16 protein-coding genes are annotated in these 16,698 nt (G+C 70.1%); 9 read left to right on the top strand and 7 right to left on the bottom strand.

The window, feature by feature from the left end; all coding sequences use genetic code 11:
* Positions 1 to 16 precede the first annotated feature (16 nt).
* The 7 genes from urtE (at position 17) to AC07Y4_RS22985 (ending at position 7,198) form a co-directional block, all read left to right on the top strand.
* Complete coding sequence (gene urtE / locus AC07Y4_RS23015) at positions 17 to 706, top strand: urea ABC transporter ATP-binding subunit UrtE (protein WP_487850435.1); 690 nt, start codon at positions 17 to 19, stop codon at positions 704 to 706.
* Positions 707 to 748: 42 nt separating this feature from the next.
* On the top strand, positions 749 to 1,786 hold the full coding sequence (locus AC07Y4_RS23010) for an aliphatic amidase (protein ID WP_487850434.1): 1,038 nt from the start codon (positions 749 to 751) through the stop codon (positions 1,784 to 1,786).
* A gap of 11 nt (positions 1,787 to 1,797) precedes the next feature.
* A complete protein-coding gene (locus AC07Y4_RS23005) occupies positions 1,798 to 2,808 on the top strand; it encodes an alpha/beta fold hydrolase (protein WP_487850433.1) in 1,011 nt (336 codons plus the stop codon).
* A complete protein-coding gene (locus tag AC07Y4_RS23000; RefSeq protein WP_495275182.1) occupies positions 2,805 to 3,623 on the top strand; it encodes a CbbQ/NirQ/NorQ/GpvN family protein in 819 nt (272 codons plus the stop codon). The genes AC07Y4_RS23005 and AC07Y4_RS23000 overlap by 4 nt, the downstream gene beginning before the upstream one ends.
* Positions 3,620 to 5,254: a nitric oxide reductase activation protein NorD gene (locus AC07Y4_RS22995; RefSeq protein WP_487850431.1), complete on the top strand. Its 1,635-nt coding sequence runs from the start codon at positions 3,620 to 3,622 to the stop codon at positions 5,252 to 5,254. Before AC07Y4_RS23000 ends, AC07Y4_RS22995 begins: the two co-directional genes overlap by 4 nt.
* 66 nt (positions 5,255 to 5,320) lie before the next feature.
* On the top strand, positions 5,321 to 6,475 hold the full coding sequence (locus tag AC07Y4_RS22990) for a transporter substrate-binding domain-containing protein (RefSeq protein WP_062470403.1): 1,155 nt from the start codon (positions 5,321 to 5,323) through the stop codon (positions 6,473 to 6,475).
* Between the two features lie 69 nt (positions 6,476 to 6,544).
* Positions 6,545 to 7,198: an ANTAR domain-containing response regulator gene (locus tag AC07Y4_RS22985; protein ID WP_487850430.1), complete on the top strand. Its 654-nt coding sequence runs from the start codon at positions 6,545 to 6,547 to the stop codon at positions 7,196 to 7,198.
* A 6-nt stretch (positions 7,199 to 7,204) separates the two neighbouring features.
* Here AC07Y4_RS22985 and AC07Y4_RS22980 read toward each other — a convergent pair whose 3' ends face one another.
* Entirely contained in the window at positions 7,205 to 8,095 is an 891-nt protein-coding gene (locus tag AC07Y4_RS22980) for a LysR family transcriptional regulator (RefSeq protein WP_095948497.1), read from the bottom strand.
* A gap of 90 nt (positions 8,096 to 8,185) precedes the next feature.
* Here AC07Y4_RS22980 and AC07Y4_RS22975 point away from each other — a divergent pair, with 90 nt between their 5' ends.
* On the top strand, positions 8,186 to 8,380 hold the full coding sequence (locus AC07Y4_RS22975) for a YjiS-like domain-containing protein (protein ID WP_487850428.1): 195 nt from the start codon (positions 8,186 to 8,188) through the stop codon (positions 8,378 to 8,380).
* Between the two features lie 64 nt (positions 8,381 to 8,444).
* Positions 8,445 to 10,112, top strand: coding sequence for a hypothetical protein (locus tag AC07Y4_RS22970; protein ID WP_487850427.1), 1,668 nt, complete (start codon positions 8,445 to 8,447; stop codon positions 10,110 to 10,112).
* Here AC07Y4_RS22970 and AC07Y4_RS22965 read toward each other — a convergent pair.
* From AC07Y4_RS22965 to AC07Y4_RS22940, 6 genes are all read right to left on the bottom strand, one after another.
* Positions 10,018 to 10,677: a uracil-DNA glycosylase family protein gene (locus tag AC07Y4_RS22965; RefSeq protein ID WP_487850426.1), complete on the bottom strand. Its 660-nt coding sequence runs from the start codon at positions 10,675 to 10,677 to the stop codon at positions 10,018 to 10,020. The genes AC07Y4_RS22970 and AC07Y4_RS22965 overlap by 95 nt on opposite strands.
* A gap of 11 nt (positions 10,678 to 10,688) precedes the next feature.
* Positions 10,689 to 11,519 carry an isocitrate lyase/PEP mutase family protein gene (locus AC07Y4_RS22960; RefSeq protein WP_487850425.1) on the bottom strand — a complete coding sequence of 277 codons (831 nt, stop codon included), beginning with the start codon at positions 11,517 to 11,519 and terminating at the stop codon, positions 10,689 to 10,691.
* 25 nt (positions 11,520 to 11,544) lie between these two features.
* Positions 11,545 to 12,642 carry a serine hydrolase domain-containing protein gene (locus tag AC07Y4_RS22955; RefSeq protein WP_487850424.1) on the bottom strand — a complete coding sequence of 366 codons (1,098 nt, stop codon included), beginning with the start codon at positions 12,640 to 12,642 and terminating at the stop codon, positions 11,545 to 11,547.
* Positions 12,643 to 12,757: 115 nt separating this feature from the next.
* On the bottom strand, positions 12,758 to 14,143 hold the full coding sequence (locus AC07Y4_RS22950; protein ID WP_487850455.1) for an L-serine ammonia-lyase: 1,386 nt from the start codon (positions 14,141 to 14,143) through the stop codon (positions 12,758 to 12,760).
* A gap of 4 nt (positions 14,144 to 14,147) precedes the next feature.
* Entirely contained in the window at positions 14,148 to 15,317 is a 1,170-nt protein-coding gene (locus tag AC07Y4_RS22945; RefSeq protein WP_487850423.1) for a M20 aminoacylase family protein, read from the bottom strand.
* 25 nt (positions 15,318 to 15,342) lie between these two features.
* The coding region (locus AC07Y4_RS22940; RefSeq protein ID WP_495275181.1) for a DUF3100 domain-containing protein at positions 15,343 to 16,698 on the bottom strand (1,356 nt) is incomplete at its 5' end.

Here is a 16,698-nt window from a genome sequence, read left to right as displayed (position 1 = left end):
AGAAGGAGAAACCCAGATGCTTGAAGTCTCCGATCTCAACGTGGCGTATGGCGAATCGCACGTCATCCGCGATGTGTCGCTGCGCGTCGCGCCCGACGAGGCGGTCGCCATCATGGGCCGCAACGGCATGGGCAAGACCACGCTGCTGAAGTCGCTCATCGGCCTCTTGCCCGCGCGCGGCGGCCACATCCGCCTTGGCGGCGCCGAGCTCACGAAGCTGCCCAGCTACCAGCGCGTGGCGCAGGGCCTGGCCTTCGTGCCGCAGGGGCGCATGGTGTTCCCGTTCCTCACGGTGGAGCAGAACATCCTGTCGGGCGCCGCGAGGTCGGGCCACCGCACGGTGCCCGAGTACCTCTACACCTTCTTCCCCGTGCTCAAGGACATGAAGCAGCGCAAGGCCGGCAACCTCTCGGGCGGCCAGCAGCAGATGCTGGCGATTGCGCGCGCGCTCATCTCGGAGCCGAAGGTACTGATCCTCGACGAACCCACCGAGGGCATCCAGCCTTCGATCATCAAGGAGATCGCGCAGACGCTGAACGTGCTGCGCGCCGAGCGCGGCTTCGCCGTCGTGGTGTCGGAGCAGGTGCTGAGCTTTGCGCTCGACCTGGCCGACCGCTTTCTCGTCATCGACCGGGGCCGCATCGTGCACGACGAAGCGCGCGCGAGCCTCGACCAGGACAAGGTCCGATCTTTTCTGACCGTGTAGCCCTTCCTCTTTTTCTTCAACCACCCCTTCAGGAGCAGCGTCATGAGACATGGTGATATTTCGAGCAGCAACGATTGCGTCGGCGTCGCGGTCGTCAACTACAAGATGCCCCGCCTGCACACCAAGGCCGAGGTGCTGGACAACGCACGCAAGATCGGCGAGATGCTGGTCGGCATGAAGAAAGGCCTGCCCGGCATGGACCTGGTGATCTTTCCCGAGTACTCCACGCACGGGATCATGTACGACGCCAAGGAGATGTACGACACCGCGTCGGCCATCCCCGGCGAGGAGACCGCGATCTTCGCGGACGCGTGCCGGCGCGCCAACGTGTGGGGCGTGTTCTCGCTCACCGGCGAGCGCCACGAGGAGCACCCGAACAAGGCGCCCTACAACACGCTGATCCTCATGAACAACCAGGGCGAGATCGTCCAGAAGTACCGCAAGATCATGCCGTGGGTGCCCATCGAGGGCTGGTACCCGGGCGACTGCACCTACGTGAGCGAAGGCCCCAAGGGCATGAAGATGAGCCTGATCATCTGCGACGACGGCAACTACCCCGAGATCTGGCGCGACTGCGCGATGCGCGGCGCCGAGCTCATCATCCGCTGCCAGGGCTACATGTACCCGGCCAAGGAGCAGCAGATCATGGTCTCCAAGGCCATGGCCTTCATGAACAACACCTACGTGGCGGTGGCCAACGCGGCCGGCTTCGACGGCGTGTACTCGTACTTCGGCCACTCGGCGCTCATCGGCTTCGACGGCCGCACGCTCGGCGAATGCGGCGAGGAAGAGATGGGCATCAACTACGCCGAGCTGTCGATGGGCCTGATCCGCGACGCGCGCAAGAACGGCCAGTCGCAGAACCACCTGTTCAAGCTCGTGCACCGCGGCTACACCGGCACCATCAACTCGGGCGACGGCGACAAGGGCGTGGCGACCTGCCCCTACAACTTCTACACGCAGTGGATCAACGACCCCGAGGGCACGCGCGAGAGGGTGGAGTCGTTCACGCGCACCACCGTCGGCACGCCCGAGTGCCCGATCGAAGGCATCCCGAACGAACCGGCCAAGCACCGCTGAAGCGCCGCCCCATGGACCACGACATCTTCGAACTCGGCGATGTCGCGCTGCAGCGGGGGGCCACCCTGCGCGGCGCGAAGCTCGCCTACAAGACCTACGGCACGCTCAACGCACAGAAGAGCAACGCCATCGTCTATCCGACCTGGTACTCGGGCCAGCACACCGACAACGAATGGCTCATCGGCCCCGGCATGGCGCTGGACCCGGCGAAGTACTTCATCATCGTGCCCAACATGCTGGGCAACGGCCTCTCGTCCTCGCCGAGCAACACGCCCGAGCCCTACAACCTGGCGCGCTTTCCGAACGTCACGCTGTACGACAACGTGACGCTGCAGCACCGGCTGGTGACCGAGCAGTTCGGCATCGAACAGCTCGCGCTGGTGGTGGGCTGGTCGATGGGTGCGCAGCAGACCAACCAGTGGGGATGCCTCTACCCCGAGATGGTGAAGCGCATCGCACCCTTCTGCGGCTCGGCGAAGACGGCGCCGCACAACATCGTGTTCCTCGAAGGCGTGAAGGCCGCGCTCACGGCCGACGCCGCCTGGAACGGCGGCTGGTACACCACGCCGCCGACCACGGGGCTGCGCGCGGTGGGCCGCGTGTACGCGGGCTGGGGCCTGTCGCAGCCCTTCTACATGCAGCAGCTGTGGCGCGAGCTGGGCTTCAGCTCGCTCGAAGATTTCCTCGTCGGCTACTGGGAAGGCTTCTTCCTGAAGAAGGACGCCAACAACCTGCTCGCGATGCTGTGGTCCTGGCAGCACGGCGACATCAGCGACAACCCGGTGTTCAAGGGCGACTTCAAGAAGGCGCTGGGCGCCATCCGGGCGCGCGCGATCGTGATGCCGGCCGAGCGCGACCTGTACTTTCCCGTGGCCGACAACGCATGGGAGGTGTCGCACATGCCGAACGCCGAGTGCCGCCCGATCCCCGGCGTGTGGGGCCACTTCGCGGGCGGCGGCAGCAGCCCGGTCGACACCCGCTTCATCGACAACGCCCTGCAGGAACTGCTCGCCACGCCATGAGCGCTCCCGTGCACGATCCGCTCGCCGCCTACCGCATCGAGACCGAGCCCTTCTACCGGCCCGCAGGCCACGAGGTGGCGCTGTACCGGCACGCGTACCGCCACCGCATGCCGCTGATCCTCAAGGGCCCGACGGGCTGCGGCAAGACGCGCTTCGTGGAGCACATGGCGTGGTCGCTCGGGCGTCCGCTGGTCACGCTGGCCTGCAACGAGGACATGACGGCGTCGGACCTCGTGGGCCGCTACCTGCTCGACGCGAACGGCACGGCATGGCACGACGGGCCGCTGACGCTCGCGGTGCGCCACGGCGGCATCTGCTACCTCGACGAGGTGGTGGAGGCGCGACAGGACACCACCGTGGTGATCCACCCGCTGACCGACGCGCGCCGCATCCTGCCGCTGGACAAGAAGGGCGAGCTGGTGCACGCGCACCCCGACTTCCAGCTGGTGGTGTCGTACAACCCCGGCTACCAGAGCAGCGCCAAGGACATGAAACCCTCGACGCGCCAGCGCTTCGCGGCGCTGGAGTTCGACTACCCCGACAGCGCGCTCGAAGCACAGATCGTCGCGCACGAGGCCGGTGTCGACCCCGGGCTCGCCGCGAAGCTGGTCGCCATTGCGCACTGCTCGCGCGAGCTCAAGCACCGCGGGCTCGACGAGGGCGTGTCGACGCGCATGCTGATCTACGCGGGCGTGCTGATCCGCGACGGCGTGTCGCCGCGCGACAGCTGCGACATGACGATGACGCGCGCCCTCACCGACGACCCCGACATGGCGAGCGCGCTGCAGGGCTTTGTCGAGGCGCAGTTCGGATGAAAGACGGGCACGGCGCCCTCTCGCTGCTGGCGCGCGGGCTGGCCGGCGTCGATGTCGACGTGCAGCCGCTGGCCGGCGCACGCGCGGTGCTCGCGGGCCGCCGGCTGCTGCTGCCCGAGGGCGACGAGGCCGTGCGCCTGCACCGCGCGATGGTCGCGCATGCGGTCGCGCACCTGCGCCACTCGACGCCTGCGCGACCGGCGCGCACGCTCAAGCCCATGGGCATCGCGGTGGTCTCGGCCCTGGAAGATGCGCGCGTCGAGCGGCTGCTGTGCCGTGACTTTCCCGGCCTGCACGGCTGGTTCGTCGCCGCGCTGCCGCCCGCGCCCGATCCGCTCGACCTGCGTTTTGCCGCGCTGGTCGCGCGCATGGACCGCGTGCTGCTGCGCGCCGATGCGCCCGACGACAACCACTGGGTGAACAAGGCGCGCCGCCTGTTCGACGAGACCGTCGCGCGCGCGGGGCTGGAGGACTACGACGCCTTCCGCGCCGTCGCCTCGATCCTCGCCAACGACCTGGGCCAGATGCGCGTGCGCTTCGAGCCGCAGGACTACGCCGTGCCCGCGCCCTGGCGCGACGACAACAGCTACCTGTGGGATTTCGGCGAGGCCGAGACGCCGCCCGACGACGCCATCGCGCTGCAGCAGACCGGCGTGCGGCCACCGCCACCTTCCGATGCATCGAACGAAGGCAACGACGCACCACCCGAAGGCATCGCCGACATGGAACTCGGCCGCTACACCTACCCCGAATGGGACCGCACGCAGGAGCGCCTGCGCCCCGACTGGTGCACGGTGATCGAGAAGCTGCCCGCGTGGCAGGGCCTGGGCGCGGCGGGCACTTCGGGAGCGGCGGGCCATGAGCGCATCGTGCCGCTCGCCCTGCCCCGCGCACGCCACCTCGACCGCACGCACCGCCTGCGCCGGCAGTGGGAAGGCGACGACATCGACCTCAACGCGGCCATCGAGGTGCTGGTCGATCGCCGCCTGCGCCTGCGGCCCGATGCGCGGCTGTTCATGCGTCCGGGCAAGGGACCGCGCCCGTCGAGCGTGCTGGTGCTGCTCGACCTCTCGGAGTCGGCCAACGACCCAGGCCACGGCGATGGCGCCGTGTCGTTGCTCGATCTGGAGAAGCAGGCCGCGCTGCTGCTCGCCGCCTCGAACGCGCGCGGCATCGACCGGCTCGCCATCCATGGCTTCTCGTCGAACACGCGCGCCGAGGTGTACTACTACCGCCTGCTCGAGTTCGGCCAGCCGCTGGCCGCGCCCTCGCGCGCGATGATCGGCGCGGTGCGCGGGCGCTACTCGACGCGCATGGGCGCCGCGCTGCGCCATGCGGCCTCGCACCTGCAGGCCGAGCCGGCGGGGCCGCGCGCGATCCTGCTGGTGACCGACGGCGCGCCCTCGGACATCGACGTGCATGACCCGAAGTACCTGATCGAAGACGCCCGCCAGGCCGTGGCCGAGGCGCGCGACGCCGGCGTGCGCAGCGCCTGCATCGCGGTGGACAGCGCGGCCGACGCGTACGTGCGGCGCATCTTCGGCTGGCGCAACTATTGCGTCGCAGACGACGCGCGCAGCCTGCCCGCGCGGCTGGCCCGCATGAGCACGCGGCTGGCCGCCGCCCATTGACCGACCGCATGAAGAAAGCCAGGGAGGAGCACACAATGAGGGCCCACACATCCAGGAGACACCCCAGTGGCTGACAGGGACCCTCTTCGCGTCGGCATTCTGTATTCCGAGACCGGCGTCACCTCGACCATCGGCCTGTCGCAGCTGCAGGGCGCGCTGCTGGCCATCGAGGAGATCAACGCGGCCGGCGGCGTCGACGGCCGCGAACTCGTGGCCGTGCGCTACGACCCGCAATCGAACCCCGTGCGCTACGCCCAGCTGGCCGAGCGGCTGATCGTGCAGGACCGCGTGAACGTGCTCTTCGGCTGCTACATGTCGAGCAGCCGCAAGGCCGTGATCCCGGTGATCGAGAAGTGGAACAAGCTGCTGTTCTACCCCACGCTGTACGAAGGTTTCGAGTACTCGGGCAACGTGATCTACACCGGCGCGGCGCCCAACCAGAACAGCGTGCAGCTGGCCGAGTTCATGACCACGAACTTCGGCGCGCGCGTGTACCTGATCGGCTCCGACTACATCTACCCCTACGAGTCGAACCGCATCATGGGCGAGCTGGTGATGCAGCGCCCCGGCAGCGAAAAGCTCGGCGAGCGCTACGTGGCACTCGACGCCACCGAGAAGGACTACCGCGCAATCATGGACGACATCCGCGACAAGCGGCCCGACTTCATCTTCTCGACGGTGGTGGGCGATTCCACGGCCAGCCTGTACCGCGCCTATGCCGAGGCCGGCTTCGACCCGAAGACGATGCCCATCTCGAGCCTCACCACCTCGGAGGCCGAGATTTCGCAGATGGGCCCCGGCGTGGCCACGGGCCATTTCACGGCGGCGCCGTATTTCCAGTCGATCGATTCGCCCGCCAACCAGCGCTGCCTGGCGCGTCTGCGCGCGCGCTTCGGCGACGGCTGCGTGCCCAACCTGTGCTGGGAGGCCTCGTACTTCCAGATGCACATCTTCGCCAACGCCTTCCGGCAGGCGGGCACGGACGGCATCGCGGAGATCCTGCCGCACATCCTGGGCAGCGAGTTCGATGCGCCGCAGGGCCGCGTGAAGATCGACCCGACCAACCACCACACCTGCCTGTACCCGCGCATCGGCCGCGTCGACGCGCACGGGCAGTTCACCATCGTGCGCCAGGCGACACGCCCGGTGTACCCAGACCCGTACCTCGTCACCCACTCGCTGGGCGACTGGACGGCACGGCTCGATGCGCTGGAGCTCTAGGATGAGGTCGCGCTGCTTTCTTCCCGTTGCAGGCGAGGCGTCAGGACGCGTCCCACGAGAGACCTGACCGTGGACAGCACAGCCCCCAAGCGACACACCCTGCGGGTGACACCACCGCAGCTCAAGGAGCTGCGGCTGCTGAAGATCGCGGTGATCCACCCCGACGACGCAGACGGCCGGCAGCTCACCCAGCAACTGCAACGCATCGGCTGCCAGGTGCAGGCCTTCTGGCCGCCCGTGCAGCACCTGCCCGAGGGCATCGACGTGGCCTTCATGGCCGTGCAGCCCGACTTCATCAACCTGCGCTTCGAATGGACCCAGAGCGAGGACGCCCCCGCCGTCATCGCCGTCGTGACCTACGAGAACCCGACCATCGTCGAGGCCGTGCTCGAGATCCGCGCCAAGGCCGTGCTGCCGTCGCCGGTGCGCTCGTTCGGCCTGCTGTCGGCGCTGGTGGTCGCGCGCGAAGCCCACAAGGAAAGCCGCTCGCTCGCGCGGCGCCTGCGCAAGACCGAGGCCAAGCTGCTCGGCGTGCGCCAGCTGGCCGAGGCCAAGAGCATCCTCATGAAGACGCACGACGTGTCCGAAGGCCAGGCCCACGACCTGATCCGCGAACAGGCCATGAGCAAGCGCACCACCATGGAAGACATCGCCGCGGCCATCGTCAACGCCAACGAGATCCTCTCGCTGGGCACGCGCAACCACAAGCCCGGGCCGGGCTGAACGCGCTCAGAGCTGGCGGAACGCCGTCAGCACCTTCAGCACGCTCTGCGTGGCGCCGTCGAGCGTGGCGTGCGGGCGGTGCGCGATGCCCAGGCGGCGCGTGAGCTTGGGCGTGACCGGCACGATCTGCATGCGCTCGTTGAGCGCCGCGTCGGTGGTCTGCTGCAGCGGCAGCAGCGCCGCGCCATAGCCCGCCGCCACCAGGCTGCGGATCGCCGCGTCGTAGTTGAGTTCGATGCGCGCGCGCGGCGCAAAACCGGCCGCGGCGAACCACTCCATCGACAGCCGGTACATGTGCGTGGTCGCGTCGTTGAAGATCAGCGGCTGCGTCGCCAGCCAGGCCGGCGTGGCGCGCTTGGGCGCCTTCCAGCGCGGCGGCACGAAGGCCATCATGGGCTGCGTGCGCCACGGCGTGACCACCAGCTCGCGCTGCGGCGGCTGCGGCATCGCGACCAGGCCGATGTCGAGCGTGCCCGCCGCCAGCCGCGCCATCGCCTCGGCCGAGCCGAGGATGCTCACCTCGACGTCGATGCCCGCATGGCCCACGCCCAGCGCCTCGAGCACCTGCGGCAGCAGATCGACCACCACGCCGGTGGAGGTGCCCAGCCGCACACGGCCCGTGCGGCCCTCGGCCTGGCGCTTGACGGCCTCCACCGCCTCGTCGGTGTCGCGCAGCAGCTTGCGCCCGCGCTCGACCAGCGCCGCGCCGGCCGCGGTGGGCGTGACGCGGCGGTTGCCGCGCACCACCAGCTGCGCGCCCAGGCGCGATTCGAGCTCGCTGATGTGCAGGCTCACGGTGGGCTGCGCCAGGTGCAGCGCCTGCGCCGCCGCCGAGAAGGTGCCCAGGTCGGCAATGGCGATGAGCGTGCGCAGTTGGTCGAGGTTGAGCTGTCGCATCAGGAATGCTGATTGAAGGTGTCAGAAATCTCAACTTCCACAATAGCACGCGCCGCCGGAAGATGAGCGCTCCCCTACCAGGAGCCCACCGTGACCGCGCCGAAGCCACCGTCTTTTCATCAACGCCTGCTGCACGCCCTGCACGACTGGCGCCGCCGCGCCTTGACACGCCGCCGCGCCCGCGACGACGTGCTGCTGCTGGCCGGCATGAGCGACCACGACCTGCGCGACCTGGGCATCGGCCGCAGCGAAGTGCCCGAACTGGTCGACCGCAACCGCTACTGAGCCGCCCAACCCCGCCTGCGGTTTCTTCAGGAAGCCGCGGGCGATTTGAGGTTCAATCCGGGGCGTGCCCTCCACCGCCTCCCCTGCCCTTCTGTCCATCGAACTCACCTCGCCGCAGTCCGTCGACGGACGGCGCGCGGCCTTCCAGTCGCTGTGGCTGCTGGTGCGCATGCAGCACGCCCATGCCCACGGCGGCGGCAGCGGCGTCGTGCGGCTGGCCGATCTGCGCGGCGAGGTGTCCGACGCCAGCACGCTGCGCATGGTCGTGAGCCGCGCGTTCCGCGACTTCAAGGCCTGGGGCCTGGAGGTCGGCTGGGGCGAAGACCTGCAGCGCGAGCCGCGTTTTCTCAACGCCGAGCGGCGCAGCCAGGGCCCGTTCTGGCTGCCGGCCGCGCAGGCCAAGCGCCTGCGCCTGCTCGTGGACAACCGACCGGCCACCGCCGCCGAGGTGGCGTCGTTCCTCGGCCTGCGCGCCCGCAAGGCGCAGGCCGCCGGCGCGATCACGCCGCCCGACGCCGTGCACCTGCAGGACGCCGCCTTCTGGAAGCAGCTGGTCGCCTCGCAGCAGGCCGCGCGCCAGGGCCGGCTGATGTCGCCGGTGGCGGGCGGCAACGGCAACGGCAGCGCGCTCGAAGCCATCCGCCTGGCCGGCACGCTGGCCGCGAGCGACTTCCAGCGTGCGCTGGTCACGCTCAACGAGGCCATGCTGTGGCGCCGGCTCGGCGACAACGAACAGGCGCGCCGCCGGCTGCAGGCGCTCAAGAAACAGCGGCTCGCGCACCACGTGGCGGGCAACGACTACCTCGGCGCGATGGAGTGCATCGTCTCGGCCTGGTGCGCCTACACCGCGCGCGACCTGCCGCTGGCGCAGTCGCTGCTGGGCGGCATGGCGCAAGACCCGGCGCGCGCGCTGGTGCTGCGCCACCACCCCGACGTGCGCTTCGAGTGGTGCAACCTGTGGGCGCTGGCCTGCCGCTCGCGCGCCCTCGCGCTGGCCGCCGACGACCGCCCTGCCGCCGCGGCGCTCGCCGAAGAGTCGCTGCAGCGCTTCGGCGAAGCGCTGGCCGCGGCCTTCGAGTCGCACTCCTTCGATGCCGCGCAGCACGTGGCGGCCAACATGGGCATGGCCGCGTGGCTGTTCGACCGCGTGGGCCTGGGCGACCTGCCGGCGCTCGCGCACGACGGCCACCGGGCCGACACCACGCGCCGCGCGGTGCAGTGGATCGCCTTCAGCGAATGGCTGTGCGGCCACACCGACGGCCAGGGCCGCTCGGCGTGGAACGCGATCTACCTGATGCGCATCGCACGCGGCCACTGCAAGCCAGAGACGCAGCCCACGCTCGCGCAGTTCCGCGCACAGAAGCCGCTCGACCCGGCCGCGGTCTCCAAGCTCGCGGGCCCGCTCGCCGACGCCTTCGACACCGCGAACTGGCCCGCACGCTGGGTCGACGTGGCGCAGGCGCGGCTGGCCGACCACCAGGCCGGGCGACGCCGCTACCCCGGGCTGCAACAGGGCAGCCTGCTGTTCGAACACGCGTGGTACGCGGCGCATGCGGGCGACCTGAAGGCGGCCGAGCAGTCGCTGGGCCTGCTGCGCGAGGTGCTGCCGCAGCTGGTGCCGAGCGACCGCGCCTACTTCACCGAGTCGTGGAACGATGCGCTGCCGGCCGAGCTGGTGCTGGAAGCGAAGCCGCCGAGGCGGCCGTCGGCCCCTCGGAAAAAGGCGCGCTGAGCGCCTGCTGCACGCGCTCGCGCAGCACCGGCAACACGTCGCGCTCGAACCACGGGTGGTGCTGGAACCACGCGGTGTTGCGCGGCGATGGATGCGGCAGCGGGACGAAGCGCGGTGCGTAGTCCGCAAAGGCCTCGACGGTTTCCGTCACGCCGCCACGCGCGGCCTTGCCGAGGAAGTGGCGCTGCGCGTACTGGCCGATGAGCAAGGTCAGCGCGATGTGCGGCATCTGTGCCAGCAGGCGGTCGTGCCAGAGCGGCGCGCACTCCTTGCGCGGCGGCAGGTCGCCGCTCTTGCCTCGGCCCGGGTAGCAATAGCCCATGGGCACGATCGCGATGCGCGTCGCGTCGTAGAACAGCTCGCGGTCGATGCCGAGCCAGCGGCGCAGCTGGTCGCCGCTCTTGTCGTTCCACGGCACGCCGGTCTGGTGCACCGTGAGGCTGGGCGCCTGGCCGACGATCAGCAGCCGCGCGCTCGCACTGGCCTGCACGATCGGGCGCGGCCCGAGCGGCAGGTGCGCCTCGCATGCGCGGCAGGCGCGGATGTCGGCGAGCAGCGCATCCACGGTGCTGACAACTAATCTGCGAACGGGCGGAAGAAGGCGTTCAGTTCGGCGCCCGGCGTGGCATCGGCAAAGCCGTCGAAGCGGCCCTCTTCGGCCAGCGTGCGCGCGGCGCGGATGAAGCCGCCCCAGGCCGCGCGCGCCATGCCGCCGCCCACGCTCACGCGGCGCACGCCGAGCGCGGCGATGTCCGCCATCGTCAGATCGCTGGTCGCGCCGACCAGCAGGTTGACCGGCTTGGGCGCGACGGCGGCCACCACGGCCGCGATCTGCTCGCGCGTCTTGATGCCGGGCGCGTAGAGGCAGTCGGCGCCGGCCTCGGCGTACGCACGCAGGCGCGCGATGGCGTCGTCCAGGTCGGGGCGGTTGGCAAAGAAGTTCTCGGCGCGGCCCACGAGCAGCGTGTCGCCACCCGCTGCGTCGATGGCCCGGCGCGCGGCGCGCAGGCGCTCGACCGCGACGTCGATGGGGAACAGCGGATCGTCGGGGTTGCCCGTCGAATCCTCGATCGACAGGCCCGCCACGCCGGTCTCGACCGCGAGGCGCACGCTCTCGGCCACGCCCTGCGCGTCGGCGGCGAAGCCGTTCTCGAAGTCGGCATTCACTGGCAGGTCGGTGGCGGCCACGAGTTCACGCAGGTGCGCGAGGATCTGGTCGCGCGACAGGGCGCCGTCGGCGTGGCCCTGCGACCACGCGAAGCCCGAGCTGGTGGTGGCCAGCGCCTGGTAGCCCAGGCCTTCGAGGTAGCGCGCGCTGCCGGTGTCCCAGGGGTTGGGAATGACGAAGCAGCCTTGGGTATGAAGCGCGCGAAAGTCGGCGCGCTTCTGCGCGATGGAGCGGGTCATGAGAGCCTCATCTTTCCTTCGGGGTTCAGGGAGGGGTTGCGGCCACCGGTGCAGCCGCGAGGATGTGTGCCGCGAGCACGGCGAACTGGTCGGTGCGGACCTCGCTGCGTTGGAACCAGCCCTTGCTGTTGTCGACACGGTGCACCACGACGAGGTCGCGCTTGCGATCGACCATCATGAACTGGCCGCCGGCACCCACGGCCAGGAGCAGCTGATTGGGCCCGCGCTGCCAGAACGGAAAGCCCTTGAGCGGTACCCACCACAGATAGCCATAGCCGCTCCAGCCGGGTCCGACGGTCGTGTACGAGGTGGTGCTTTCGGTCACCCAGCCGGCCGGGACGATCCGCTTGTCGTGCCACATGCCGTCGCGCGCCATCAGCAGGCCGATGCGGGCCAGGTCGCGCGCCGACAGATGCATCACCTGGGCCGGGTGCTCGGAGCTGCGTTCGAGCCGGGACTCGGTGTCCTGCGGGTAGCGGAAATCCTGGAACTGCAGCGGTTCGGCCAGGTCGGTCTTCAGCGCCTCGAAGACGCTGCGTCCGGTGCGGCGTTCGAAGATGGTGCCCAGCACGTTGGCGTCCCAGTTGTTGTAGTACCAGAACTCGCCCGGCGCATGGCTGCCCCGGGCCGGTCGCTCGGCCTTGGCCTGGGCGGTCTCGTAGGCGGCCGGATGGTAGACACCCGAGCGCAGCTGCAGCAGCTGCCGCACGGTGGCCGTGCGTTCGGTGTCGCTGAGCCCGTCCTTGTCGCCGATGCCGAGCTGGCCCAGCGTCTGGTCCAGGTCGATCTCGCCGCGGCCGACGTGAATGCCGTAGAGCACGCTCTGCACGCTCTTGCGCACCGAGGCCAGGTTCATCGGCTTGTCGATGTCGCCGTAGGCATGCACGAGCACGCCCTTGTCGATCACGAGGTAGGCGTCGGACTTGATCGATGCGGCAAACGCATCGGCCACCTTGAGCTTCGCTTCGGACCAGTGGCTCGGTTCAGCCGCGCTCGGGGTGGCCCACTGCGCGGCGGGGAACACGCCGGCCGCGGGCACGGCGTGCGCGGCGCACAGCAGCAGCACGGCAGACAGCGCGGTGCGCAACACGCCGGGCAAGAAACTGCGCGGAAGACCGGCCATGGGCATCTCGACTCCTGAAAGTCGTGCGCCTTGGAAACGACGTGGGAACCTGGGGGCTGCGGGGCCCGGCGCGACGAGCTTCGCATTCTGACGCAGCGACGCCAGCCTTGCTGCCTCAGCACTCCACCACGTTCACCGCAAGCCCCCCCAGCGAGGTCTCCTTGTACGTGGACTTCATGTCCTCGCCAGTCTGCTTCATGGTGCGGATCACGGCGTCGAGCGAGACGTAGTGGCTGCCGTTGCCGCGCAGCGCCATGCGCGAGGCGTTGATGGCTTTCACGGCCCCCATCGCGTTGCGCTCCACGCACGGGATCTGCACCATGCCGCCGACCGGGTCGCAGGTCAGGCCCAGGTTGTGCTCCATGCCGATCTCGGCCGCGTTCTCGACCTGCGCGGGCGTGGCGCCGAGCACGGCGGCGAGCGCGCCCGCCGCCATCGAGCAGGCCACGCCGACCTCGCCCTGGCAGCCAACCTCGGCGCCCGAGATGGAGGCATTGGTCTTGTAGAGCATGCCGATGGCCGCGGCGGTGAGCAGGAAGTCGACGATGCCTTCGTCGCTGGCCTGCGGCACGAAGCGCTGGTAGTAGTGCATCACGGCGGGCACCACGCCGGCCGCGCCGTTGGTGGGCGCGGTGACGACACGGCCGCCGGCCGCGTTCTCCTCGTTCACCGCCATCGCGAAGGCATTGACCCAGTCCATGGCCGCGAGCGGATCGGCGGCGCCGGCCTGCGCCAGCAGCTCGCGGTGCAGTTCGGGCGCGCGGCGGCGCATGCGCAGCGGGCCGGGCAGCGCCTGCGCGGCCAGCGGGTTGTCGATGCCGAAGCCACGCTGCACGCACTGCTGCATCACGCCCCAGATGCGCAGCAGGCCCGCGCGCACCTCGGCCTCGGGCCGCCACACGCATTCGTTGCGCAGCACCAGCGTGGCCACGGAGATGCCGTGCGCGCGGCACTGCGCCATGAGTTCGTCGCCGGTCGTGAAGGGATGCGGCACGGCCGCCGCGGCGGCGGCCGTTTGCGCCACCGCCTGCCCGCCCTCGACGACGAAGCCGCCGCCGACCGAGAAGTAGGTGCCTTCGGCCAGCACGGCGCCGTCGGCCGCGAAGGCGGTGAAGCGCATCGCGTTCGGGTGCTCGGGCAGCGACTCTTCGCCGCGAAAGGCGATGTCGCGCACGCGGTCGAAGGCGATGGGCGTGGTGCCCAGCAGCGCGAGCTGGCCGGTGCGGCGCAGCGCGTCCAGGCGCGGCTGCACGGTCTCGGGCCGCACGGTGTCGGGCGCGTCGCCGAAGAGCCCCAGGATCACGCCCTGGTCGGTCGCGTGGCCGTGGCCGGTGGCGCCGAGCGAGCCGAACAGGTCGACGTGCAGGCGCGCCACCTGCGCGAGCAGGCTGCGCCGTTCGAGTGATTGCGCGAACAGCAGCGCGGCGCGCATCGGCCCGACGGTGTGCGAGCTGGACGGCCCGATGCCGATCTTGAAGATGTCGAAGGCGGAGAGCATCAGCGCATCATGCGACCGGAAGCTGCTGTTTGACCAGCGCCACCCAGTAGGCCGCACCGAGCGGCAGGATGTTGTCGTTGAAGTCGTAGTACGGGTTGTGCACGTTCGGGTCGTTCGGGCCCTCGCCCGCGCCGATGCCGATGTAGGCGCCGGGGCGCTTTTGCAGCATGAAGGCGAAGTCTTCCGAGCCCATGGCCGGCGGGATGTCGGTGTGCACCTGCTCGAGGTCGACCAGGCTGGCCGCCGCCGCGATGGCCGCATCGGTCTCGGCCGGCGTGTTGACCACGCCGGGGTAGCCGCGGCGGTATTCGAGCGCCACCTTGGCGCCGTGCGTGGCGGCCACGCCGTCGCAGATCTGCTGCATCGCCGCCTGGGTCTTGTCCTGGATGGCGGCGTCGAGCGTGCGCACGGTGCCGCGCAGCACCACGGTCTCGGGAATGACGTTCCAGGTGTCGCCGCCGTGGATCTGCGTGACGCTGACCACGGCCGCGTCGGTGGCGCCGGTGCGGCGGCTCACGATGGTCTGCAGCGTGTTGATGAGCTGGGCCGAGATCACCACCGAGTCGATGCCGGTCTCGGGCATGGCGCCGTGGGCGCCCTTGCCGGTGATGACGATCTCGAAGGTGTCGAGAAAGGCCGTCATGGTGCCCTTGCGGATCGCGAAGCGCCCGCGCGGCAGGCTCGGGAAGTTGTGCATGCCGTAGACGGCGTCGGCCGGGAACTGCTCGAACAGGCCCTCTTCCACCATCACGCGGCCGCCGCCTTCGTTTTCCTCGGCGGGCTGGAACACGAAGTGCACCGTGCCCTGGAACGGCTTGTGGCGCGACAGGTGCTCGGCCGCGCCCAGCAGCATGGCCGTGTGGCCGTCATGGCCGCAGGCGTGCATCTTGCCGACGCATTTGGAGGCATGCGCCTGCGTGCCGAGCTCCTGCATGTTGAGCGCGTCGAGGTCGGCGCGCAGCGCGATGCTGGGGCCCTCGCCGTTCTTCAGCGTGCCGACCACGCCGGTGCCGGCCAGGCCGCGGTGCACGGGCAGGCCCATGAGCATCAGCGCGTTGGCTACCACGTTGGCGGTGCGGTGCTCTTCGAAGGCGGTCTCGGGGTTGGCGTGGATGTCGCGGCGCCAGCTGAGCATGCGGGCACGGGTGTCTTCGGCAATCTCGGGGTCGCGGTACATGGCGTGAATCTCTCGTGGGATGGAATCAGTGGAAGAACTCGGCGATGAACGTGGCGCCGAGGAAGGTGCCGGCCGTCGCGGTGAGCGACACCACCACGATGCGCCAGCCGAGGCGGCGGAACACGGGCAAGTCCTTCGCGACCGAGAAGCCGGCCAGCGCCAGCACCGGCGTGGTGAAGGCCAGGAAGTTGAGCTTGGCGGTGATCGCGATCAGCGCGTCGAAGAACGGGAACAGGCCCGGGATGCCGACCACGGTGGCCACCACCGAGAGCACCAGCACCATCGGCAGGCGCGGCACGAAGCGCTTGATGGCTTCGACGGCGCCGGCAATCGCCACCACGGCGAGCACGCCTTCGAGCGACACCAGCACCGGCACCTTGTAGGTCACGGCATTGCCGATGAGCACGCCACCGCCCACCACCAGCCAGGCCAGCAGCGTGTCGCGCAGCGAGGTCGGCGCGGCGTGGGCCACGTCGGCGCTCGAGACGTTCGCGCCTGCGTCCACGGCGGCGCCCTGTTGGGCGCCGTGCTTCGAGAAGCGGCCGAGTACCGGCTCCAGCTTGCCGTAGAGCCACGAGCACAGCGGCAGCGACAGGAACAGCGTGAAGTAGAAGCCGGCCACGGTGGTCAGCAGGTTCGATGCGGCGGCAATCGCCGTGAGCTGCGGCAGCATCTCGGGCGGGCTCTGCGCGGCGATGGCGCCCAGCGCCGCCGCCATCAGGCTGCCCGAGCCCACGCCGGCGCCCATGGCCAGCGAGCGCGGGTCGAAGATGTGCAGGCTGGCGATGAAGCCCGCCAGCACCGCGATGAAGAGTGCGCCCAACACGGTGCCGGTGATGTACTCGGCCAGCACGCCGCGGCCTTCGGGCGAGGCCATGCCGTACTTCTCGCCGATGATCACGAGGTTGCCCTCTCGGCCCACCGAGAAGGTGGCGCCCACGGCCTCGCGCTTGATGCCCAGCAGCAGCGCCAGCGGCAGGCCCAGCGCCAGGGTGCCCAGCGCATGGCCGAACTCCTGGAACAGCAGCGCCCAGCCGGCCTGCTTCACCTGCGGCAGCGCGGCGCCGACCGTAAGACCTAGCTTCACCACGAACAGCAGCAGGCCCGCGTTGAGCAGGCCGCCGGCCAGCGACTGCTGCGCCGTGGCCACGCGCACCACGCCCGGCACGCGCCGGTGCGCGATGCCCCAGGCGGCGGCCATGAGCAGCGCCCACAGCATCGGCAGCAGCACCACCTTGCCGGGGCCGACGCTGAACTGCGTCGGGCCGATGAGTTCGGCCACGGCCACGAGGACCAGGGTGACGACGAGGAGCTTGAGTTTGCCGGCGGCGGTGGACGGCGCGACGGCTGAAATCGTGGAGGCGGCGGAGGTCATGGGTGG

It is taken from the genome of Variovorax sp. GW460-12-1-14-LB1, from assembly GCF_059423605.1.
The sequence above is the reverse complement of the archived record's forward strand: the minus strand, read 5'-3'. Positions and strand labels throughout refer to the sequence as shown.

Bases quoted from the DNA above. Each gene is read 5' to 3' on its own strand.
- urtE (WP_487850435.1), top strand. From the start codon at position 17: ATGCTTGAAGTCTCCGATCTCAACGTGGCGTATGGCGAATCGCACGTC.
- AC07Y4_RS23010 (WP_487850434.1), top strand. From the start codon at position 749: ATGAGACATGGTGATATTTCGAGCAGCAACGATTGCGTCGGCGTCGCG.
- AC07Y4_RS23005 (WP_487850433.1), top strand. From the start codon at position 1,798: ATGGACCACGACATCTTCGAACTCGGCGATGTCGCGCTGCAGCGGGGG.
- AC07Y4_RS23000 (WP_495275182.1), top strand. From the start codon at position 2,805: ATGAGCGCTCCCGTGCACGATCCGCTCGCCGCCTACCGCATCGAGACC.
- AC07Y4_RS22995 (WP_487850431.1), top strand. From the start codon at position 3,620: ATGAAAGACGGGCACGGCGCCCTCTCGCTGCTGGCGCGCGGGCTGGCC.
- AC07Y4_RS22980 (WP_095948497.1), bottom strand. From the start codon at position 8,095: ATGCGACAGCTCAACCTCGACCAACTGCGCACGCTCATCGCCATTGCC.
- AC07Y4_RS22960 (WP_487850425.1), bottom strand. From the start codon at position 11,519: ATGACCCGCTCCATCGCGCAGAAGCGCGCCGACTTTCGCGCGCTTCAT.
- AC07Y4_RS22955 (WP_487850424.1), bottom strand. From the start codon at position 12,642: ATGGCCGGTCTTCCGCGCAGTTTCTTGCCCGGCGTGTTGCGCACCGCG.
- AC07Y4_RS22945 (WP_487850423.1), bottom strand. From the start codon at position 15,317: ATGTACCGCGACCCCGAGATTGCCGAAGACACCCGTGCCCGCATGCTC.